At 66.7% G+C, this 21,316-nt stretch carries 22 protein-coding genes and 1 tRNA gene; 18 read left to right on the top strand and 5 right to left on the bottom strand.

Annotation, left to right across the window (positions count from 1 at the left end; genetic code table 11):
* Positions 1–47 precede the first annotated feature (47 nt).
* Positions 48–692 (bottom strand): TetR/AcrR family transcriptional regulator, encoded by a 645-nt coding sequence (locus P2G62_RS01105; RefSeq protein ID WP_275733004.1) that lies wholly within the window; start codon positions 690–692, stop codon positions 48–50.
* A gap of 129 nt (positions 693–821) precedes the next feature.
* On the opposite strand from P2G62_RS01105, the gene P2G62_RS01100 reads away from it, so the two are divergent.
* From P2G62_RS01100 to P2G62_RS01040, 13 genes are all read left to right on the top strand, one after another.
* Positions 822–2,072, top strand: a complete 1,251-nt coding sequence (locus tag P2G62_RS01100) for a Zn-dependent hydrolase (RefSeq protein WP_275733003.1) — start codon at positions 822–824, stop codon at positions 2,070–2,072.
* Between the two features lie 80 nt (positions 2,073–2,152).
* Positions 2,153–3,604, top strand: coding sequence for a dihydropyrimidinase (gene hydA / locus P2G62_RS01095; protein WP_275733002.1), 1,452 nt, complete (start codon positions 2,153–2,155; stop codon positions 3,602–3,604).
* Between the two features lie 47 nt (positions 3,605–3,651).
* Entirely contained in the window at positions 3,652–4,434 is a 783-nt protein-coding gene (locus P2G62_RS01090; RefSeq protein WP_275733001.1) for an ABC transporter ATP-binding protein, read from the top strand.
* A gap of 36 nt (positions 4,435–4,470) precedes the next feature.
* Positions 4,471–5,334 (top strand): ABC transporter permease, encoded by an 864-nt coding sequence (locus P2G62_RS01085; RefSeq protein WP_275733000.1) that lies wholly within the window; start codon positions 4,471–4,473, stop codon positions 5,332–5,334.
* Positions 5,331–6,173 (top strand): ABC transporter permease, encoded by an 843-nt coding sequence (locus P2G62_RS01080; protein WP_275732999.1) that lies wholly within the window; start codon positions 5,331–5,333, stop codon positions 6,171–6,173. Before P2G62_RS01085 ends, P2G62_RS01080 begins: the two co-directional genes overlap by 4 nt.
* 49 nt (positions 6,174–6,222) lie before the next feature.
* Complete coding sequence (locus P2G62_RS01075; protein WP_275732998.1) at positions 6,223–7,203, top strand: ABC transporter substrate-binding protein; 981 nt, start codon at positions 6,223–6,225, stop codon at positions 7,201–7,203.
* 112 nt (positions 7,204–7,315) lie between these two features.
* Entirely contained in the window at positions 7,316–7,747 is a 432-nt protein-coding gene (locus tag P2G62_RS01070; protein WP_275732997.1) for a hypothetical protein, read from the top strand.
* Between the two features lie 89 nt (positions 7,748–7,836).
* Positions 7,837–7,998 (top strand): hypothetical protein, encoded by a 162-nt coding sequence (locus P2G62_RS01065; protein WP_275732996.1) that lies wholly within the window; start codon positions 7,837–7,839, stop codon positions 7,996–7,998.
* Positions 7,999–8,143: 145 nt separating this feature from the next.
* Positions 8,144–9,469 carry a helix-turn-helix transcriptional regulator gene (locus tag P2G62_RS01060; protein ID WP_275732995.1) on the top strand — a complete coding sequence of 442 codons (1,326 nt, stop codon included), beginning with the start codon at positions 8,144–8,146 and terminating at the stop codon, positions 9,467–9,469.
* Between the two features lie 65 nt (positions 9,470–9,534).
* Entirely contained in the window at positions 9,535–9,927 is a 393-nt protein-coding gene (locus P2G62_RS01055) for a response regulator (RefSeq protein ID WP_275732994.1), read from the top strand.
* Entirely contained in the window at positions 9,927–10,241 is a 315-nt protein-coding gene (locus tag P2G62_RS01050; protein WP_275732993.1) for a hypothetical protein, read from the top strand. The genes P2G62_RS01055 and P2G62_RS01050 overlap by 1 nt, the downstream gene beginning before the upstream one ends.
* Entirely contained in the window at positions 10,241–12,925 is a 2,685-nt protein-coding gene (locus tag P2G62_RS01045) for an ATP-binding protein (protein ID WP_275732992.1), read from the top strand. Before P2G62_RS01050 ends, P2G62_RS01045 begins: the two co-directional genes overlap by 1 nt.
* Positions 12,926–13,004: 79 nt before the next feature.
* A complete protein-coding gene (locus P2G62_RS01040) occupies positions 13,005–14,234 on the top strand; it encodes a FliM/FliN family flagellar motor C-terminal domain-containing protein (protein WP_275732991.1) in 1,230 nt (409 codons plus the stop codon).
* Positions 14,235–14,250: 16 nt separating this feature from the next.
* Here P2G62_RS01040 and P2G62_RS01035 read toward each other — a convergent pair whose 3' ends face one another.
* Both P2G62_RS01035 and P2G62_RS01030 read right to left on the bottom strand, forming a co-directional pair.
* Positions 14,251–14,703 (bottom strand): DUF6691 family protein, encoded by a 453-nt coding sequence (locus P2G62_RS01035; protein ID WP_275732990.1) that lies wholly within the window; start codon positions 14,701–14,703, stop codon positions 14,251–14,253.
* Entirely contained in the window at positions 14,703–15,128 is a 426-nt protein-coding gene (locus P2G62_RS01030; protein ID WP_275732989.1) for a YeeE/YedE thiosulfate transporter family protein, read from the bottom strand. Before P2G62_RS01030 ends, P2G62_RS01035 begins: the two co-directional genes overlap by 1 nt.
* Before the next feature lie 126 nt (positions 15,129–15,254).
* Here P2G62_RS01030 and P2G62_RS01025 point away from each other — a divergent pair, with 126 nt between their 5' ends.
* Positions 15,255–15,578, top strand: coding sequence for a TraR/DksA family transcriptional regulator (locus tag P2G62_RS01025; protein WP_275732988.1), 324 nt, complete (start codon positions 15,255–15,257; stop codon positions 15,576–15,578).
* Between the two features lie 121 nt (positions 15,579–15,699).
* On the top strand, positions 15,700–17,682 hold the full coding sequence (locus P2G62_RS01020) for an enoyl-CoA hydratase/isomerase family protein (RefSeq protein ID WP_275732987.1): 1,983 nt from the start codon (positions 15,700–15,702) through the stop codon (positions 17,680–17,682).
* Positions 17,683–17,704: 22 nt separating this feature from the next.
* Here P2G62_RS01020 and P2G62_RS01015 read toward each other — a convergent pair whose 3' ends face one another.
* Positions 17,705–17,920, bottom strand: a complete 216-nt coding sequence (locus P2G62_RS01015) for a hypothetical protein (protein ID WP_275732986.1) — start codon at positions 17,918–17,920, stop codon at positions 17,705–17,707.
* Positions 17,921–18,161: 241 nt separating this feature from the next.
* Here P2G62_RS01015 and P2G62_RS01010 point away from each other — a divergent pair, with 241 nt between their 5' ends.
* A complete protein-coding gene (locus P2G62_RS01010; RefSeq protein WP_275732985.1) occupies positions 18,162–18,413 on the top strand; it encodes a DUF2312 domain-containing protein in 252 nt (83 codons plus the stop codon).
* Between the two features lie 72 nt (positions 18,414–18,485).
* Here P2G62_RS01010 and P2G62_RS01005 read toward each other — a convergent pair whose 3' ends face one another.
* A complete protein-coding gene (locus P2G62_RS01005) occupies positions 18,486–19,361 on the bottom strand; it encodes a hypothetical protein (RefSeq protein ID WP_275732984.1) in 876 nt (291 codons plus the stop codon).
* 109 nt (positions 19,362–19,470) lie between these two features.
* On the opposite strand from P2G62_RS01005, the gene P2G62_RS01000 reads away from it, so the two are divergent.
* A complete protein-coding gene (locus tag P2G62_RS01000; RefSeq protein WP_275732983.1) occupies positions 19,471–21,165 on the top strand; it encodes an iron ABC transporter permease in 1,695 nt (564 codons plus the stop codon).
* A 47-nt stretch (positions 21,166–21,212) separates the two neighbouring features.
* Positions 21,213–21,288: transfer RNA gene (locus P2G62_RS00995), tRNA-Thr, on the top strand.
* The last annotated feature ends 28 nt before the right edge of the window (positions 21,289–21,316 follow it).

Below are 21,316 nucleotides of genomic sequence, written 5' to 3'. Positions count from 1 at the left end.
CGGGCGGGGCCGCATGGTCCCGCCCGTTTTGTGCCGGGCATCTGCCCTCACACCACCCCGATCCCCCTTAGCACCACCTCTTTCACGCTGGCCTTGGCGGCTTCCCAGTCGGCCTCGCTCAGCGGGCCGCCGTTCAGCACTTCGATCTGGTGGCCGAAATCTGCGTAATGCTGGGTCGTGGCCCAGAGCATGTAGAGCAGGTGTTCGGGGTTGACCGGGGCCATCTTGCCCTCGGCGATCCAGCGGGTGATCACCGCCGCGCGCCCCGCGGTCCAGTCGCGCAGCGTGGTTTCCAGATAGTCCTGGATCACCGGCGCGCCATGCATCACTTCGCTGGCCCAGACCTTCGATCCGTTTGGATGGCGACGCGAGATTTCCATCTTGGCGTCGATATAGGCGCCGATCCCTTCGGCCGGGCCGGGGGCGCCGTCCATTGCGTCGGCGGCCTCCAGCCAGATCTGGAAAATGCGCTGCACCACCGCGCGATAAAGCGCCTCTTTCGTGGCGAAATAGTAATGCAGATTGGCCTTGGGCAGCCCGGCCATATCCGCGATCAGCTGCATCGTCGCCCCGCCGAACCCGGCCTCGGCAAAGACGCTTTCGGCAGCGGCCAGGATCGTGGCCTCGGTCGCGCGGCGGTTGGCGGAACGGCGCTTAATTTTTGTGCGGTTGATCGCGGAATTTTCGGTCACACAGCCCTCCGAGCCGGGATTTTCGTTGACCGGTTGGTCAGAACGTGGCTCCCTGAACCTGACCATACGGTCAGAAAAAGATTCGTCGCAAGAGGGCAAAGGCCCCGCCGCCGACAGGGAGTATGAACGATGTCCGCACCCGGGGAAAACCTCCGTATCAATTCCGCACGCTTGTGGGACAGCCTGATGGAAATGGCGAAAATCGGCCCCGGAATCGCGGGGGGCTGCAATCGCCAGACGCTGACCGACGAAGACGCCGAGGGGCGTGCGCTGTTTCAGAAATGGTGCGAAGAGGCCGGGCTGACGATGGGCGTCGATGCCATGGGCACGATGTTCATGCGCCGCGAAGGCACCGACCCCGACGCGCTGCCGGTCTATGTCGGCAGCCATCTGGATACGCAGCCGACGGGCGGCAAATACGACGGGGTGCTGGGGGTTCTGGGCGCGCTGGAAGTGGTGCGGTCGATGAATGACCTGGGCATCAAGACCCGCCATCCGATCGTCGTCACCAACTGGGCCAATGAGGAAGGCGCGCGGTTTGCGCCCGCGATGCTGGCCTCGGGGGTGTTCGCGGGGGTGCATACGCTGGATTACGCCTATGCCCGCAAGGATCTGGAAGGGCTGAGCTACGGCGAGGAACTGGCACGGATCGGCTGGAAAGGCGACGAAGAGGTCGGCGCGCGCAAGATGCACGCCTATTACGAACTGCATATCGAACAGGGCCCGATCCTGGAGGCCGAGAACAAGACGATCGGCGTTGTCACCCATTGTCAGGGGCTGTGGTGGCTGGAATTCACCCTGACCGGGCGCGAGGCGCACACCGGGTCGACTCCGATGGCGATGCGCGTCAACGCGGGGCTGGCGATGGCACGCATCTTCGAGATGGTGCAAGAGGTCGCGATGAAAAACCAGCCCGGCGCCGTGGGCGGGGTGGGGCAGGTGAAATTCAGCCCGAACTCGCGCAACGTGCTGCCCGGAACGGTGGTCTTCACGGTCGACATCCGCACCCCCGATCAGGCCAAGCTCGACGCGATGCGCGCCGAGATCGAGGCCCGCGCGGCCGAGATCTGCGCCGCTCTGGAGGTCGGGTGTTCGGTCGAGGCGGTGGGTCATTTCGACCCGGTCACCTTCGCCCCGGAACTGGTGAAGAACGTCCGTCAAGCCGCTGAACGGCTTGGATATTCGCATATGGATATCATCTCGGGCGCGGGTCACGACGCCTGTTGGGCGGCGAAGGTCGCGCCCGCGACCATGGTGATGTGCCCCTGCGTCGGCGGGCTGTCGCATAACGAGGCCGAAGAGATTTCCCCCGAATGGGCGGCGGCGGGCACCGATGTGCTGTTCCATGCCGTGCTGGAAACGGCCGAAGTCGTCAGCTGAGAGCGCCGGGGGCTGCGCGCCCCCGGACCCCGCGGGATATTTGAACCAAGTTGAAAGCAGCAGCTTTCCGGGAGAGCGATATGACCACAGTCATCAAGAACGGAACCATCGTCACCGCCGATCTGACCTACAAGGCGGATGTGCTGATCGAGGGTGGGCAGATCATCGAGATCGGTCAGGGGCTGAAGGGCGACGAAGTGCTGGATGCCACCGGTTGCTATGTGATGCCCGGCGGCATCGACCCGCACACCCACCTGGAAATGCCCTTCATGGGCACCTATTCGAGCGACGATTTCGAAAGCGGCACGCGCGCGGCGCTGGCGGGTGGCACGACGATGGTGATCGACTTCGCGCTGCCGGCGCCGGGGCAGGGGCTCTTGGATGCGCTCAAGATGTGGGACAACAAGTCGACCCGCGCGAATTGCGACTATTCCTTCCACATGGCGGTGACCTGGTGGGGCGAGCAGGTGTTCGACGAAATGCAGGCGGTGACCGAGCGCGGCATCAATTCCTTCAAGCATTTCATGGCCTACAAGGGCAGCCTGATGGTCAATGACGACGAGCTGTTCGCCAGTTTCAAACGCTGTGCGGAACTGGGCGCGCTGCCGATGGTGCATGCCGAGAACGGCGATATCGTGGCCGAAATGTCGGCCAAGCTGCTGGCCGAGGGCAATGTGGGCCCCGAGGCGCATGCCTATTCGCGCCCCTCTCAGGTCGAGGGCGAGGCCACCAACCGCGCGATCATGATCGCCGATATGGCGGGGGTGCCGCTGTATGTCGTGCATACGTCGTGCGAAGAGGCGCATGAGGCGATCCGGCGCGCGCGCATGCTGGGCAAGCGGGTCTATGGCGAGCCGCTGATCCAGCACCTGACGCTGGACGAGAGCGAATATTTCAACGCTGACTGGGACCATGCCGCGCGGCGCGTGATGAGCCCGCCCTTCCGCAACAAGATGCATCAGGACAGCCTGTGGGCCGGGCTGTCGGGGGGGACGCTGTCCTGCGTGGCCACTGACCATTGCGCCTTTACCACCGATCAGAAACGCTATGGCGTCGGCGATTTCACCAAGATCCCGAATGGCACCGGGGGGCTGGAAGACCGGATGCCGATGCTCTGGACCTATGGCGTCAACACCGGGCGGATCACGATGAACGAATTTGTCGCGGTGACCTCGACCAATATCGCGAAAATCATGAATATGTATCCCAAGAAGGGGGCGATTCTGGTGGGGGCCGATGCGGATATCGTGGTCTGGGACCCGGCGGCGAGCAAGACGGTGTCTGCCAGTTCCCAGCAATCTGCCATTGATTACAACGTGTTCGAGGGCAAAGTTGTGACGGGTCTGCCGCGCTACACGCTGACGCGCGGGCAGGTTGCAGTGGCCGAAGGCGTGGTGCAAACCCGGGAGGGCCATGGCGAATTCGTCGCCCGTGCGCCGGGGGCTGCGGTGAACAAGGCACTGAGCACCTGGAAGGAACTGACCGCGCCGCGGCCGGTGGTGCGCAGCGGCATCCCCGCCTCGGGCGTCTGATGCCGAAGCTGAACAACGGTCCGTAACGCCATGACAAGAAAGACACAATGAAAGCGCCAGTGATCGAAGCCAAAGACCTCAACCTGACGTTCGAGACGAATGACGGGCCGGTTCATGCGCTCAAGGATGTGAACCTGACGATTGATCAGGGCGAGTTCGTGTCCTTCATCGGACCTTCGGGCTGTGGCAAGACCACGTTCCTGCGTTGCATCGCGGCGCTGGAACAGCCGACGGGCGGGGTGCTGCGGGTCAATTCGATGACGCCGGAACACGCTCGTCAGGCGCGCAGCTATGGCTATGTATTCCAGGCGGCGGGGCTGTATCCGTGGCGCACGATTGCGGGGAACGTGAAGCTTCCGCTGGAAATCATGGGCTATGCCAAGGCCGAACAGGACGCGCGCGTTGAAAAGGTGCTGTCGCTGGTCGATCTGCAGGGCTTTGGCAAGAAATTCCCCTGGCAGCTGTCGGGCGGCATGCAGCAGCGCGCCAGCATCGCCCGGGCGCTGGCCTTCGATGCCGACATCCTGCTGATGGACGAACCCTTCGGCGCGCTGGACGAGATCGTGCGCGACAAGCTGAACGAGGAGCTGCTCAAGCTGTGGGCGCGCACCGGCAAGACCATCGGCTTCGTCACCCATTCGATCCCCGAGGCGGTCTATCTGAGCACCAAGATCGTGGTGATGAGCCCGCGTCCGGGGCGGATCACCGATGTGATCGACAGCACCCTGCCGCGCGAGCGCCCGCTGGAGATCCGCGACAGCCCCGAATTTCTGGCGATCGCGCATCGGGTGCGCGAAGGTCTGCGCGCGGGGCATGCCTATGAGGAATGATCTGCACAGCTTCGACACCCGGGCAGGGGGGCGCCAATGAAAGCGCTGCTTCCCATTCTGACCGTTCTGGCCGCGATTGTCGTGCTTTGGTATGGCGCTGCGGTCTGGCTCAACAGCCAGTGGATCTATGACCAGGCCGCGCGGGCGGGGACCGAGGTCACCGTGACGCAACTGCTGAGCGAAACCATGGTGCAGGACCGCCCCGTCCTGCCCGCGCCGCATCAGGTGGCGCAGGGGCTGTGGGACGGGCTGGCGGGGCAGAAGATCACCTCGAAGCGCAGCCTAGTCTATCATGGCTGGATCACCCTGTCGGCGACGATGGCGGGGTTTGCCCTGGGCACCGGACTGGGCATTCTGCTGGCGGTGGGCATCGTGCACAGCCGCGCGATGGACATGTCGGTGATGCCTTGGGCGATTGCCAGCCAGACGGTGCCGATCCTGGCAATCGCGCCGATGGTGATCGTGGTGCTGGCAAGTCTTGGGATCAAGGGCTTGCTGCCCAAGGCGATCATCGCGGCCTATCTGAGCTTCTTTCCGGTGCTTGTGGGCATGGTCAAGGGCCTGCGCGCGCCTGAAGGCCAGCAACTGGACCTGCTGCGCACCTATAACGCCAGCGGCGCCGCGACCTTCTGGAAGCTGCGTCTGCCCTCGTCGATGCCCTATCTGTTCGCCAGCCTGAAGGTCGGCATCGCGGCGGCGCTGGTGGGCGCCATCGTGGCCGAACTGCCCGCGGGCGCCACCATGGGATTGGGCGCGCGGCTGTTGTCGGGCAGCTATTATGGCCAGACGATCCAGATCTGGGCCGCGCTGTTCACCGCCGCCGCACTGGCCGCATCGCTGGTGATGATCGTGGGGGTGATCGAACGGGTGACGCTCAAGCGCATGGGGATGGCACGATGATCTGGGCGCTTGGGGCGATTGCCTTCTGGATTGCGGGCTCTGCGCTGAATGTGTGGATCGCGGGGCGCTATGGGCGGGCACGCTGGGCGCGGCTTTTCGTGCCGTTGCTGTTTGGCGCCACGCTGCTGGTGCTGTGGGAAGGGCTTGTGCGCGGGCTCGATGTCAGCCCGGTGATCCTGCCGCCGCCCTCGATGATCGCGGCGCGGTTCGCGCAAAGCACCGATCTCTTGTGGGGCGATTTCATCCAGACGATCCTGAAAGGTGCGCTGTCGGGCTATGTCATCGGCTGCGGTGCGGCGGTGGCGGTGGCGGTGCTGATCGACCGCTCGCCCTTCCTGCAGCGCGGGCTGCTGCCGGTGGGCAATTTCGTGGCCGCCCTGCCGATCGTGGGCATCGCGCCGATTCTGGTGATGTGGTTCGGCTTCGACTGGCAGTCGAAGGCGGCGGTCGTGGTGGTGATGGTGTTCTTCCCGGTGCTGGTGAACATGGTGGCGGGGCTGGCCGCGACCGATCACCTGCAGCGCGACCTGATGGCGACCTATTCGGCCAGCTACGGCCAGTCGTTGCTGAAACTGCGCCTTCCGGCGGCGATGCCGTTTCTGTTCAACGGGTTGAAGATCGCCACCACGCTGGCGCTGATCGGCGCGATCGTTGCCGAATTTTTCGGCAGCCCGACGCGCGGCATGGGCTTTCGGATCAATACCGCGGTGGGCCAGCTTGATATGCCGCTGGTCTGGGCCGAGATTACCGTGGCGGCGCTGGCCGGTTCGGGATTCTTTGGCGGCATGGCCCTGATCGAGAAGGCGGTGACCTTCTGGCACCCCTCGCAACGCGCATGATGAGTTTACAACACCCGGGAAAATCCGGGGATCAACAGTGGAGACGGCGATGAAGAAATTGATGTTGGGGGCGGCGCTGGCCGCGCTGGCCGCAGGTGCAGCCTCGGCCGAGGATGTGACGCTGCAGCTGAAATGGGTCACCCAGGCCCAGTTCGCGGGCTATTATGTGGCCAAGGAAAAGGGCTTCTACGACGAGGAAGGCCTTGATGTGACGATCCTGCCGGGCGGCCCCGATATTTCGCCCACGCAGGTGATGGCGGGCGGTGGCGCCGATGTCACGGTCGACTGGCTGCCCTCGGCGCTGGCGGCGCGCGAAAAGGGGCTGGCGCTGGTCAACATCGCGCAGCCGTTCAAATCCTCGGGCATGATGCTGACCTGCCTGAAGGAAACCGGCATCACCGGCCCCGAGGATTTCAAGGGCAAGACGCTGGGTGTGTGGTTCGGCGGCAATGAATACCCGTTCCTGAGCTGGATGGCGCATCTGGGCATCCCGACCACCGGCGGTGCCGACGGGGTCGAGGTGCTCAAGCAAGGCTTCAACGTCGATCCGCTGCTGCAAAAGCAGGCGGCCTGCATCTCTACCATGACCTATAACGAATATTGGCAGGTGATCGACGCCGGGCTGACGCCCGAGGATCTGGTGACCTTCAAATATGAAGACGAGGGCGTGGCGACGCTGGAAGACGGGCTTTATGTCATGGAAGACAAGCTGTCCGACCCGACCTTCGAAGAGAAGATGGTGAAATTCGTGCGCGCCTCGATGAAGGGCTGGAAATACGCCGAGGCGAACCCGGACGAAGCCGCGATGATCGTGCTGGAAAACGACGAGACCGGCGCGCAGACCGAAACCCACCAGAAGCGGATGATGGGCGAAGTCGCCAAACTGACCGCCGGGTCCAACGGCGCGCTCGACCCGGCCGATTTCGACCGCACGGTGAAGACCCTGCTGGCGGGCGGCTCGGACCCGGTGATCTCGGCCGAGCCGGTGGGCGCCTGGACCCATGTGATCACCGACAAGGCGCTGCAATAAGCGCAGTCCCGGCGGATCGGATCGACGGCGCGTCCCCTTGCGGGGGCGCGCCTTTCGTTTTGCCACGATTCGTTAACCCTGCTGTGCTGTGATCCCCGCAACGGGAGGCCGCATGGACAAGCTGCGCAACGAGGAGGACAGGCTTTCGCCCCGCGTCGTCTGGGGCGGCGGGGTGGCGCTGGCGGCGCTGCTGGCCGTGCTGTTCTGGGCGACGTGGAAAAGCCAGTTCGCGGCGCCGCCCGGTTATCTGTTCGGCACCGCGACACAAGCGGTCGAGGCGGGCTATTGCCTGACGGTGGCGCAGGTGATCGTGCCATCCGGGGCGCCGGTGGGCAGCTATTTCGACGAGGCGGCGCAATTCTGGGTCGCCCGGCTGAAGGCGCTGACCTCTGACATGGGCCCGGCGATCAGCGCAGGGCGCGCCAGATTCGGCCGCGACAAGGTGGCGGCGGGGGCGAAGGGCGATGTCTGGGCACAATTCGCGATGGGGGAGTGTTCGAACCGCGCACTGATCTATGGCGCGCATTTTCGCAGTTTCGACTAGGGGCGCGTTATTCGTGCTTGATTTAAATCAGGGCACGAAATTAAAGTGAACCGTATAGTTCATTCACGGCGCGAATAGAGGAGATAGCGATGTCGATGATGCGTGAGAAATCCCGTGGGCTTGTGGGCCTTGCGGCGGTGCTGGTGCTGGCGGTTCTGGCGGGCTGCACCGATCTGGAAAAAGATGTCGGCCAGTGCGAGCCGGGCGTGGGCGATCTGAGCACCGCGCCGATGGTGGCGCCTGACTGCTGATCGGCAAAATACCCGGGAGGAGCGGGGACGGCGGGGCTCAAGGGTCCAGTCGTCCCTTTTCTTTTCGGGCGTAAAGGTCTGTAAATTGCTTTGTAATCTTGGGGATTGGCGGTAAATCGGGGCGTGAGGCAACCCCGAGGAGACCATGGCCCGTTCCGCCCTGACCGGCACCCGCATTCGCGAACGGCGCACTGCGCTGCGGATGAAGCAGGCCGATCTGGCGCGTGCGGCGGGGATCTCGCCGGCCTATCTGAACCTGATCGAACACAACCGCCGCCGGGTGGGCGATAGTCTGCTGGAGCAGTTGGCGCAGGTTTTGGGCGTCGATCCGGTGGCCCTGTCCGAGGGCGCCGAAGGGGTGCTGTTCGACGGGCTGCGCGAGGCACTGGCGAGTGCGGAAACCGAAGGGGGCGCCCAGGCCGCGGGCCTGCCCGAACTGGAACGGATCGAGGAATTCGTCGGCCGCTTTCCGGGCTGGGCCGCGGTTCTGGCCGGGCGGCAGGCCCGTGTCGCGGCGCTGGAGCGGGTCGTTGAAAGCTATTCCGAACGCATGGCGCAGGACCCGTTCCTGCTGGCGTCGCTGCACGAGGTGCTGTCGGCGGTGACCTCGCTGCGCTCGACCGCGGCGATCCTGGTCGAGACCGAAGACATCGAGCCGGAATGGCGCGCGCGCTTCCTGCGCACGATCCAGGACGAAAGCCTGCGTCTGTCCGATACCGCCGAGGCGCTGGTGGGCTATCTGGACGAATTGGAAGAGGCCGAGACCGGGCTGAGTTCACCGCTGGAACAGGTCGAGGCCTGGCTGTCGATGCGCGGCTGGCATTTGCCCGAGCTGGAACAGCCCGACCCGCCCGCACCCGAAACGCTGATCGAAGGGGTGGCGGAACTCGCCTCGGGGGCTGCGCGCAAGCTCGCGCTGGCGCATATCGCGCGCGCGGCCGAGGATGCGCGCGCGCTGCCGCTGGCGCCCTTTGCCGCCGCGTTGCTGGACTGCGGCAGCGATCCGGCGCGGCTGGCGCAACGTTTCGGCGCGCCGATGGGGGCGGTGTTTCGCCGTCTGGCGACGCTGCCCGCCGGGATCGAGGGCGCGCCGCCCGCCGGTCTGGTGATCTGCGACGGATCGGGCACACTGACCTTCCGCCGCGCGGCGCCCGGGTTCACCATGCCGCGCTTCGGCGCGGCCTGTCCGCTCTGGCCGCTTTACGAGGCACTGACCCGCCCGATGCAACCGATCCGCACCGTGGTCGACATGGCGGGCCGCCTGCCGCAGCGGTTCCTGACCTATGCCTTCTGCGCCCCGCGCCAGCCCGCAGGGTTCGAGGGGCCGGTGCTGATGGAGGCGATGATGCTGATCCTGCCGCCACCGCCCGAACGCGCCAGCGGCGAACGTCCGGTCGGCTCGTCATGCAGGATCTGCCCGCGTGCCGACTGTGTCGGGCGGCGCGAACCCTCGATCCTGTCCGAAGCGTGACGCCAGCGTTTGACAGTTCCCGAAAGGGTCGCAATAGTTGCGACGGGGGAGAGGAGGAAGCGCCGATGTCGGGAAAACATGTGCTTCTGATCGAGGATGAGCCGCATATCGCTGAGGCGATCCGTTTCATCCTCACACGCGCAGGCTGGGAGGTCTCATTGGAAACCAGCGGTGCCGCGGCACTGGGGCGGATCGCGGACGAGGGGCCCGATGCGGTCATTCTGGATCTGATGCTGCCGGGGCGGTCGGGGTTGGAAATCCTGACCGATCTGCGCGCAAAACCGCGCTTCGCGGATCTGCCGGTGCTGATGCTGACCGCACGGGGGCAGGGCCGCGACCGCGAGGCCGCCGAGCGCGCCGGCGCCAGCGCCTTCCTAGCCAAGCCCTTTGCCAATGGCGATGTGCTGGCCTGCCTGGAGGCGATTGTCGCACGCGCCCATTCGGTGCGGAGCGCCTGATGCCGAAATCCGGCCAGCCGCTGTTTCTGGCCCGCCGGTCCTATCGGCGCAGACGGATGATGGACGCGGCACGGATCTTGCCGCTTCTGGGCGCGGTGCTGATCCTGCTGCCCGGGCTGTGGGGGCCGGCGGATGATCCGGTGCCCGATACCGGGCGCGGCGGGCTTTACCTGTTTGTGGTCTGGGCCGGGCTGGTGGCGGCGGCCTTCGGTCTGGCGCGCGGTCTGGAACCGGCGCTGGAGGAAGAGGAAAAGGCCGAGGGCGCGCCCGAGTTGCACGACAGTTTCCTGCGTGCCGACGAAGGGGACAGCTGATGCCCTTCAACGTGCTGGTCGCGGTCTGTCTGACCTATGTCATCATGCTGTTCTCGGTGGCCTTCGTGGCCGAACGCCGCGCCCGCCGCAACCGGCTGCGGTTTTTGCACAGCCCCTGGGTCTATACGCTGTCGCTGTCGATCTATTGCACCGCCTGGACGTTTTACGGCGCGGTCGGCTATGCCGCGCGCTCTGGGTTGGAATTCGTCACGATCTATCTGGGGCCGACGCTGGTCTTCGTCGGCTGGTGGTGGGTGCTGCGCAAACTTGTGCGGATCGGGCGGGCGCAGCGCGTGACCTCGATTGCCGACCTGATTTCAAGCCGTTACGGCAAGTCGAACCTGCTGGGTGTAATCGTCACGCTGATGTCGGTGGCCTCGTCCACGCCCTATATCGCGCTGCAGCTGCAATCGGTCACGCTCAGCTTCGGGGTGTTTGCCGCCGATACGCCCGAAGGCTGGGCGCTGCCCGATCAGGGGGCGACGGCGCTGTGGATCGCCGGCGGGCTGGCGCTGTTCACCATCCTCTTTGGCACCCGCAATCTGGACGCCAACGAACGCCATCACGGCGTGGTCATGGCGATCGCGCTGGAGGCGGTGGTCAAGCTGGTGGCGCTGGTGGCCGTCGGGGTGTTCGTGGTCTGGGGGCTGGCCAGCGGCCCGTGGGACATGCTGGCCAAGATCGACGCCTCGGCAATCGCGCAATGGGATCTGCGGCCGGGGCGCTTTGCCGGGCTGGTGTTCGTCTCGGCCGCCGCGGTGCTGACCCTGCCGCGGATGTTTCAGGTGCTGGTGGTCGAGAATGTGGACGAACGCCACCTGACCACCGCCAGCTGGGCCTTTCCCGGCTATCTGATGCTGATGAGCCTGTTTGTCGTGCCGATTGCCGTCGTCGGGCTGGAGCTGATGCCCGCAGGCGTGAACCCCGATCTGTTCGTGCTGACCCTGCCGCTGAGCCAAGGGCAGGGCAAGCTCGCGCTGCTGGCGTTTCTGGGCGGGTTTTCCAGTGCCACCTCGATGGTGATCGTGGCGGCGATCGCGCTGGCGACGATGGTCAGCAACCATATCGTCACGCCGCTCTGGCTGGCGCTGCGCAGCGGCTCGTCGCGGGTGCCGGGCGATATTCGCGGGCTGGTGCTGATGTCGCGCCGGGTGTCCATCGCGGCGGTGCTGGCGATGGGCTATGGCTATTACCACCTGTCGGGCGGCTCGGCCGCGCTGGCCTCGATCGGGCTGATTGCCTTCGTGGGCGCGGCGCAGGTGCTGCCCGCGCTGCTGGGCGGCATCTTCTGGCGCGGGGCGACCCATGTCGGCGCGGCCGTTGGCCTGAGCGTCGGGTTTGCCGTCTGGATCTATACGCTGTTCCTGCCGTCCTTCGGCGAGGGCGGGCTGATTTCGGCGCAGGTGATGGCGGCAGGGCCGTTCGGCATCGCCTGGTTGCGGCCGCATGCCCTGTTCGGGGTGGCGGGGCTTGACCCGCTGCTGCATGCGCTGTTCTGGTCGCTCTTGCTCAACAGCCTGCTGTTTCTGGCGTTTTCGATGGTGTCCTTCCCCGGCCCGATGGAGCGGCTGCAGGGCGTGGCCTTCGTCAACATCTTCGATCAGGCGCCCGGCGCCCGCGGCTGGTCGCGCGGCGCGGCCGAGGCCGAAGACCTGCTGTCGATGTCGCAGCGCATTCTGGGCGCAGAAGAGGCGCAGCGTTTCTTTCAGGCGCAGGCGGCGGGGCAGGGCAAGCTGGGCTTCCTGCCCGACACCACCCCCGATTTCATTGCCCGGCTGGAACGCCAGCTGGCCGGGTCGGTGGGCGCGGCCACGGCCCATGCGATGATTGCGCAGCTGACCGGCGGCAGTTCGGTTTCGGTGCAGGATCTGATCGCGGTGGCGGGCGAGGCGGCCGAAATCAAGGAATATTCGGCTCAGCTGGAGGCCAAGTCCGAGGAACTCGCCCGCACCGCCCGCGCCCTGCGCGAGGCCAATGACAAGCTGACCGAACTGTCGGTGCAAAAGGATGCCTTCCTGGGCCAGATCAGCCATGAATTGCGCACGCCGATGACCTCGATCCGGGCGTTTTCCGAAATCCTGATGGAGCCGGACCTGCCCGAGGCCGCGCGCGCCCAATATGCCGAGATCATCCATGAAGAGGCCCGCCGCCTGACCCGGCTGCTCGATGATCTGCTGGATCTGGCGGTGCTGGAAAACCGCAAGGTGCAGCTGAACGTGGGCGTGGCCAACCTGCACGATCTGATTTCGCGCGCGGTGCAGGCGGCCTCCTCGACCCGGCCCGAGCGGGTGTTCCGGGTCGAGCGCGACTTCCCGACCGAGCATATGCCGGTCTTTACCGACACCGACCGTCTGGTGCAGGTGTTCATCAATCTGGTGTCGAACGCGCGCAAATATTGCGATGCCGAACGCGGTGTCCTGCGGATCGAGGTGAAGAAGCGCGCCGGACGGGTGCAGATCGACTTCATCGACAACGGATCGGGGATTCCCAAGAAATCCCAATCGCTTATCTTTGAAAAATTTGCCCGTCTGACCGATACCAGCCGCGCGGGCGGCGCCGGTCTGGGGCTGGCGATCTGCCGCGAGATCATGACCAATCTGGGCGGTTCGATCGACTATCTGCCCGGCCAGGGCGGCGCGGGGTTCAGGGTCAGCCTGCCGCTGCGCCGAAAAGAGGCGGCCTGAGGAATTTCCGGCTGTGTTCAACGATTTGTAAACCTTGATCTGCGATGCCTGTTCCCATCGGTCCCCCAATGGGGCCGGAATGGACGGCATGGCAGACGAACGGATTCAGTCGGTGTTGCGCAGAAAGGCCGAGGCGGGCAAACCCGTCGCGGACAGCGCCCCCATGACGCCCGATCGCGCGATCACCCAGGCGCTGGCCAAGGTCGCGCAGGACAGTTTCGGGCTGCCGCTGCAGGTCACCGCGGCGCGCGAAAGCCGGATGTCGCTGGCCGACCTGCCCGAGGCGTTGGAGGATCTGTCGCTTTTGGCGATGATCGAAGGCCCGGGCGAGGCCCTGGGGCTAATGGTGCTGCCGCCCGCCACGCTGTCGGCGCTGATCGAGATGCAGACCATGGGGCAACTCGCGAAATCCGCCCCCGCGCCGCGCCGCGCAACGCGGATCGACGCCTCGATGGCGGCGGATTTCATCGACGCGGTGCTGGTTCAGATCGGCGATTTCCTGGCCGAAACCGAGGCGGTGATCTGGGCGGGCGGCTTTCGCTATGCCTCTTATCTGGATGATCCGCGGCCGCTGGGCCTGTTGCTTGAAGACATCGGCTATCGGGTCTGGTCGCTGCAGCTGGAACTGGGGGCGGGTGGCATGCGGCAGGGCGGGTTGCTGTGGGTTGTGCCCGCCAACGGGCGCGGCGCGCAGTTGCGTCGCAACCCGGGCCAGACCGCGCTTGCCGCAACGGCCGAAGGGATCGCCTCGGCGGCGGCTGAACGCGCTGCGCAAGAGGCCGCCTGGGGCAAGCAGATGCAAGGCACGGTGATGGGTACGCAGGCGGTGATCGAGGCGGTCTTGTACCGCGTCTCGCTGCCGCTGTCGGCGGTGATGGCGCTGCGGCCCGGCGTGGATATTCCGCTGCCCTCCGACGCGCTGGAACATCTGCGGCTGGAAGGTGCGGGGCGGCGGCGTCTGTCGCTTGGGCGGCTGGGCCAAAGCCGCGGGATGCGTGCCGTGCGGGTGATCGCCGAAGAGGATCTGGCGCAGGGCACGATGGCCGATGTCAGCACCGCCAAGGCGAAGCCCGCGAAAACAGACCCCGCGCCCGCCTTCGAGGCTGGCGCCAGTCCCTTTGCGGGCAAACCGCAGGACACGCTGGCCCTGTCGACCCTGGGTGACCCGGGCTCGTCCCTTTATGACCCCCCTGCCGGAGAGGCGGGCGAGGATGCGGATTTTCCGCCCATTGGAATGGCGCTTGACGGGTTCGGCGCCACCGAGGACACGGGCGATCTGCCACCGGTCAAGATTGGCAGCGGACTATAGGCCTTGCGGTTCTGGCTCAGGCGTCGTCCTGCCCGGTGGGCGGCGGATCGAGGCGTTGCAACAGGCCCCGCAAGGCGGGCGTCAGTGCCATTCCCGCGCCCATCGCCAGCACGAACAGCGCGAATTGCCAGCCGCCGAAGGCCAGCGCGCCAAGCGCCGGACCCGGGCACAGCCCGGCCAGCCCCCAGCCCGCCCCGAACAGCAGCGATCCCAGCACCAGATTGCGGTCGACCAGCTGCGGAAAATCGCCCGGCATCGGCAGGCCCAGATAGCTGGTCTTGCGCCGCGCCGCGATCCGCCAGACCCCCATCATCGGCAGCACCGCGCCGCCCATCACAAAGGCCAGTGTCGGGTCCCAGTCGCCGAACACGTCAAGCCAGCCCTGCACCTTGGCGGTGTCGACCATGCCCGCCACCAGAAGCCCCGCGCCGAACAGCCCCCCAGCCAGAAATGCGGTGAAATTGCGCATCAGATCAGCCCCAGCCCATGCCGCGCGATCACCAGCGCCAGCCCCCCGCCCAGCAGGTAGAACACCGTCGCCACGATCCCGCGCAGCGACAGCCGCGAGATGCCGCAGACCCCGTGCCCCGAGGTGCAGCCATTGGCCAGCCGCGTGCCGATGCCCACCAGCAGCCCGGCCAGGATCAGCACGCCGATATTGCTGCTGACATGGGTGTCGACCACCTTGTAAAGCGGCACCAGCAACGGCGGCACCACGATCAGCCCGGCCAGAAAGGCGAACCGCTCGGGCGTGGTGTCGCGCCCGCTGCCGTCGATCAGCCCGCCCAGAATGCCGCTGGCACCCATGATCCGGCCGTTCAGCAGCAGATAGACTGCCGCACCCGCGCCGATCATCAGGCCCCCGACGAGGCCCCAGATCCAGTCTTGATGCATGATAAATTCCTTATTCTCCCTGCACCTATGCTAGGATCGCTCGACACGGCACGCAAGCCGTTTGACCTGCGTCAAGGCCCGGCCTGGCTGCGCGGTCTTAGATGGGTCGAACAGGAGGAGGACGCCATGAAAACGCTCGACACCCGCAAAGCCGAACTGGAGGCCCGTCAGGCCCAGCTGAGTGCGCGGCTCGATCAGATCGAGACCGAATTCGAGGGCCATGACTCCAAGGATTGGGAAGAGATGGCGACCGAGCGCGAGGGCGACGAGGTGCTGGACGATCTGCGTCTGTCCGCCCGTCAGGAGTTGCGCATGATCGAGGCGGCGCTCACTCGGATCGACGAAGGCGAGTATGGATATTGCGTCACCTGCGGGGCGCAGATCTCGGAAGAGCGGCTCGATCTGATCCCCGCGACACCGTTCTGTCGTGACCACGCCGCCGGGCACTGAACCCGCATCGGCAGGCAAGTCCCTGGAATGATGCGAAATCAGCGTTGCCTCGGCCCGCTTTCGCCGTAAACTCGGCCAGACGCGGGCATGATGGCCCGGAGGGTGGAAAGCAGGGCAGGCAATGGCACGACGGGTGAAGCTGCAACGGCGCGAAGGCGTGGCCCTGGTCACGCTGCCCGGGGCCGGTGGTGCGCAGGACCCGGGGTTTGACGCCGATCTCTGTGCCAGCCTGAACGGTGCGCTGGATCTGTGCCTGAAAGACGAAGGATTGCGCGCAATGGTGCTGCGCGCGGGTCCCGGGGGATGGCCGGTGGCTGCCGATCCGGCCCGCGATTACGACGGGCCGGGGGCCGCGCGGCTGGCGTCCCTGACCGGGCGGCTGGCGGGGGCGCCGGTGCCGGTGGTGGCGGTGCTGTCCGGGCGGATTTCGGGCGGGGCGTTGGCGCTGACGCAGGCCGTGGATCTGCGCATGGCCTTGGCCGACACGGTCTTTGCCGCGCCGGAATATGCGTTGGGGCTGATCCCGGCGGGGGGCGGTCTGGTGCGGCTGGCGCGGCGTGCGGGCGCGGCGCAGGCGCTGAGCTATGTCACCTCGGGGCACGACTGGGACGCGCAGGCCGCGATGGGGCTGGGGCTGTGTGATGCGGTGGCCTCCGAAGGGGCGATTGAATCGGCGGCGGTATCGGCCGCGCTGCAGGTGGCCGAGGGCGGCGGCGAGATGCCCTTTGCCCCGCGCGACGGCGCTGTTGCTGCGCCGCAGCGCGCGCTGGACGATCTGGCAGCGGCGCGTGCGGGGCTTGCGGGCGGCGTGATGGCCCCGGTCGCGCAGCGCGCGGCCGAAGTGGTCGAAGCCGCCCTTCTGTTGCCGCTGTCAGAGGCGCTCGATTTCGAGGCGGTGGCGCTCGATGATCTGCGCGCAGCTGAACTGGCGCAGGCGCTCCATCACGTCGCGCAGGCCGAGCGGTCCGCGGCGCGGGGCGGGTTTGCGCCCGCAGAGGGCGCGGATCTGCACAGGATTGCGCTGTGGAACCAACCGGATCGTCTGGCGCTGGCGCTGCTGGAACAGGGGCGGGCGGTCATCATGGGGGCCACTGATCCCGGGGCGCTGGAGCCTGCATTTTCGCGCATCGCCCATGCGCAAGAGGCGGCGGTGCAGGCCGGAACGCTCGACCCCGATCAGCGCGAGGCCGATTGGGCCCGGCTGGGCGCGGCCCTTGATCCGGCGGGGTTGAGCGGGGTCGATCTGGTGCTGGCGGCCCCGGGGGCCGAAGAAGTGCCCCTGCTTCAGGCGTTGGATCTGCCCCTGGCGCTTGCAGGGTTTGCTGCGGCGCGGGCGCAGGATCTGCGGGTCGACAGGCTGCCGGGGCTGGTCGCCCTGAGCGCGGGCGGCGCCGAGGCCGAGCCGCTTCTGGCCCCGGTCGCGGATCTGTTGCGCGCCACTGGTGATCTGGTGATCCAGGCCGCGCCGGGTCTGGGCGCGCGGTTGCGGGCGGCGTTCTGGGCTGCGGCCGAACGCGCGGTTCTGGCCGGGGCCACGCCCGAAGCGGTCGATGCCGCACTGCAGGAGTATGGGTTCGCCGAGCCGCCCTTCGTGCAGGCCGACCGGCTGGGGATCGACACGGTGCTGGCGCAGATCACGGCGGCGGGCCGCGCGCCGGGGGCGTTTTTCACCTTCCTGCAACTCGAGGGGCAGAGCGGGCGTGCGGCCGGGCGTGGCGTTTATCTTTATGCGGGGGCCACGCCGCAATCGGCGCCGGGCCTGCCCGAAATTCTGGCTGCGCTGCGGGACGAGGCGGGAATTGCGCCGCAGCGACTGGGCACGCGCGAAATCGTGGCGCGGGTGCTGGCCGAGCTTGCGGGCGAGGGGGCGCAGGCGCTGCAGCGCGGGCAGGCGCATCGTGCGGGCGATCTGGATCTGCTGGCGTTGCGGGTCCTGGGCTTTCCGCGCGCCCATGGTGGCCCGCTGTTTCAGGCCGATCGCGCCGGGTTGCTGGCGACACGCAAGCGGTTGCGCGCGCTGGCGGCCGAGGGCGCGCCTGCGCCCGTCACGCTTTGGGATGTGCTGATCCGCAACGGGCGGAAATTCGGCGATCTGGACAGCTAGGCGCGATGCCCGGTGGCGGGCCTCAGCCCAGCATCACCCCCGCCACCACCATCATCAGCCCGATGACCGAGGTGAATAGCGCGCCCAGATTGATCGTGACCACACGCTGCAGCCGCGCGCGCAGTGCGGCGTCGTCCAGCCCGGCGCGTTTGGCCTTGGCGATCGCCAGAATGCACCAGATGATACCGGCAAGTCCGGCCATCGAAACCGCGGCCCCGGCCCAGATCAGATAGTCCATGCGCCCCTCCGTTTGTCGCGCCCCGGGCCTAGCCTGCGCGGCGCGGGCTGGCAAGGGGGAAGGGCTGGTGGTGGTTTTCATCTTGCCCGAAATACCTTGGGCGAGGCTGCGGCACGCAGCCGGGGGCAGCGCCGCTTCGGCGGGCACCCCCGAATGCAACGCCCAAGTCTCTTGAAGCGGGGGCGCGGGCGGGCTAGTCAGGGCCAACCCGAAGCGCAGGCCTTCAGACAGGAGTTTTTCGATGCCCAGTGATGCCGCCTATAATGTTGCCGCCGACGAACTGCGCCAGTTCATCGAGCAGTTCGAACATCTGGAAGCCGAGAAGAAAGACATCGCCGAGCAGCAGAAAGACATCATGTCCGAAGCCAAGGCGCGCGGCTATGACACCAAGGTTCTGAAAAAGATCGTCGCGATGCGCAAGCGCGACAAGAACGATCTGGCCGAGGAAGAAGCCATCCTCGACATCTACAAGGCCGCGCTCGGGATGATCTGAGCCGGGCGGACCCAAGGCACCAAAGGCCCCCGCGGGGGCCTTTTTGCATGCGGCGCGTGGCGTGCGCAGGCGTCAGGGCAGCAGAAACTCGACCCCGTCCATCGCGGCGATCTCGGCCACGTCGGCGTCATAGGCGGCGGTGATTTCGGCGACCAGATCGTCGGTCCAGCCGGGCAGGGGGATCTCGACCTCGACGGCCTCGGGCAGGACGAACTTGTCCAGGAACGCGCTGACGATCTTGCGCCGTTGCAGCACGGTTTGCGGCGGATGGCTGCGCAGGTAGCTGCGCAACCGTGCCAAGCCTTCCTCGCTCATGATCGTGGCCAGAAGCGCATCGTCGCCTTGCAGCAGCGTCGAGGCGGGCAGCCCCGCCAGATTGCGCAGCACCTCGGGCCAGAGCATCGGCAGATCCTCGTTGCACCACAGCACCAGCCGGTTGCCGCCCGCAGCCTCGACCATCGCGCGCACCACTGGTGCCCACCGCAACTCGCGCGGGTCGCGGCCTGCCATCATCTCATCGTAGCTCATCTTCGGCAGCCGCGCCTTGAGGGCCGGCAACAGCGTGGCGGGATTGATCAGCGCCATGTGAAATTCGGTTTGTGCATCGGGGAACAGGTTCGCCAGCGGCCCGAGCTTGGCGGGCACCATGGCGTAGAACCCTGCCTCCGTCACCACGCGGCCCGGGATGCACAGAAAGAATTCATGGCTGAACACCAGCCGCCGCAGCGTCTCGTCGGCGTCGCAGGCCTGCAGAATGCGCGCCTGGGTATCGGCATCGGCCGACCCCCCCTTCAGCGCCATCAGCGTTTCGCGCAGGACCGGGCGATAGCGATTGGCGGCGGGCACCGTCACCCCCGCCTGTGCCAGCTGCGCACGGTTTTCGGCCAGGGTGCGGATCAGCCGCTCCTCATCGGTCGAATGGGCGCCAAGGTGATATACAACCTGCATCTTTTTGTGTCCTGCTTTGCGCCCGGCAGATTACAGGGGCTTTTCTGGACAGGCAAACCCGTTTCGGTGTAAGCCCGACCGCATGGTAACCGATCAGAAGACTCAGGTAATGACCCCGGCCCCGATGGGCACTGCCCGCAGGCGTTCGGCGGGGGCAGGGGGCATCGGCTTGCGCCATGCCGGTTCGGGGCTGTGGTCGGCGGGGGCGGTAGTGATTGCGCTGCTGATCGTCGCGCCGATCGTCGCGGTGATCTGGGTCGCGCTGAACCCGACCGAGAATATCTGGCCGCATCTGATGGCCACGACACTGCCGCGCTACATGACCAATACCGCGGTTCTGGCGGGGGGTGTGGGTGTGCTGGCGGCGGCGGTGGGCGCGGGGGCAGCCTGGCTGATCTCGATGTATCGGTTCCCGGGGGCTGGCTGGCTGGAATGGCTGTTGCTGCTGCCGATGGCGATTCCGGCCTATGTGGGCGCCTATGCGCTGGTCGATTTCCTGGATTACAGCGGCCCGGTGCAGACCGCCCTGCGCGAGGCCTTCGGCTGGGCATCGGCGCGCGACTACTGGTTTCCGCAGGTGCGCTCGCGCACGGCGGCCGTCGTGGTGCTGGCCTCGGCCTTCTATCCCTATGTCTATCTGCTGACGCGCTCGGCCTTTCGCGAACAGTCGGGCGGTAGTTACGAGGTCGCCCGCGCCCTTGGGGCGGGGCCGGTGGGGCTGTTCTGGCGGGTCGGCCTGCCGCTGGCACGCCCGGCGATCGTGGCAGGCGCCGCAATCGCGATGATGGAGACGGTGGCCGATTTTGGCGTGGTCGATTATTTCGGCGTGCAGACCCTGACCACCGGGATCTTCACCACCTGGCTGGAGGCCGGCAACGCGGGCGGGGCGGCGCAGATCGCGGTGGTGATCCTGGGTGTGATCTTTGTGCTGTTCGCGCTGGAAAAGACCAGCCGGCGCAATTCGCGCTATTACCAATCCGCGCGCCAGCCACGCCCGATCCTGCGCACGCAGTTGACCGGCGCGGCGGGCTGGTTCGCCACCACCCTGTGCGCCATCCCGTTTCTGATGGGGTTCGTGCTGCCGGTGGCGGTGATCTGCACCTATGCGCTGGCCAACCCCGAGGCCTGGTTCGGCCCGGGTCTGGCACGCGCGCTGTTCCATACGCTCAGCGTGGGTGGCATCGCGGCGGTTGTGACGGTCGCGGCGGCGCTGTTCATGGTCTATGGCGTGCGGATGACGGGGCGGCGGCTGCCGCGCGTCGTGCTGCCCTTCACCACGCTGGGCTATGCGGCGCCGGGCGCGGTGTTGGCGGTGGGTATCCTGATTCCGCTGGCCGCGCTGGATCACCGGCTGGCCGACGCGATCTGGGCGCTGACCGGCTATGACCCCGGGCTGATGCTGACCGGCACCGCCACGGCCATCGTTCTGGCCTATGTGGTGCGGTTCTTCGCGCTGGCGCAGGGCGCCGCCGACAGCGCATTTGGCCGTGTGTCGCCCAGCCTGCCGATGGCGGCGCGCTCGCTCGGGCGGACGGCGGGGGGGGCGCTGCGCGAGGTCTATCTGCCGCTGATGCGCGGGTCGGTCGGCTCGGCGCTGCTGCTGGTCTTCGTCGAATGCGTGAAAGAGCTGCCCACCACGATGCTGTTGCGGCCTTTCAACTACGACACGCTGGCAACGCGGGTGCATGAAAAGGCAAGCCTTGAAAACCTGGGCGATGCGGCGCCCGCGGCGTTGTTGGTGATGGCGGTGGGCCTGCTGGCGACCCTGGTTCTGGCGCGCGCCAATCTGGAAAAGCGGCGCTGAACGGCAATCTTGCGCCCGCGCGCGCGGGACTGTATTGCAGCCCGTAGGCCGGTGTAGCTCAGTTGGTAGAGCTGCGATTTTGTAAGTCGAGGGTCGGGGGTTCGAGTCCCTCCACCGGCACCAGCCCCTCGGGGCGTCACGCGGGGGGATG

This window comes from Paenirhodobacter sp. CAU 1674 (assembly GCF_029222945.1).
Taxonomy (GTDB): domain Bacteria; phylum Pseudomonadota; class Alphaproteobacteria; order Rhodobacterales; family Rhodobacteraceae; genus Rhodobacter.
Note: the sequence above shows the minus strand (reverse complement) of the source record. Positions and strands in the feature narration are given on the sequence as shown.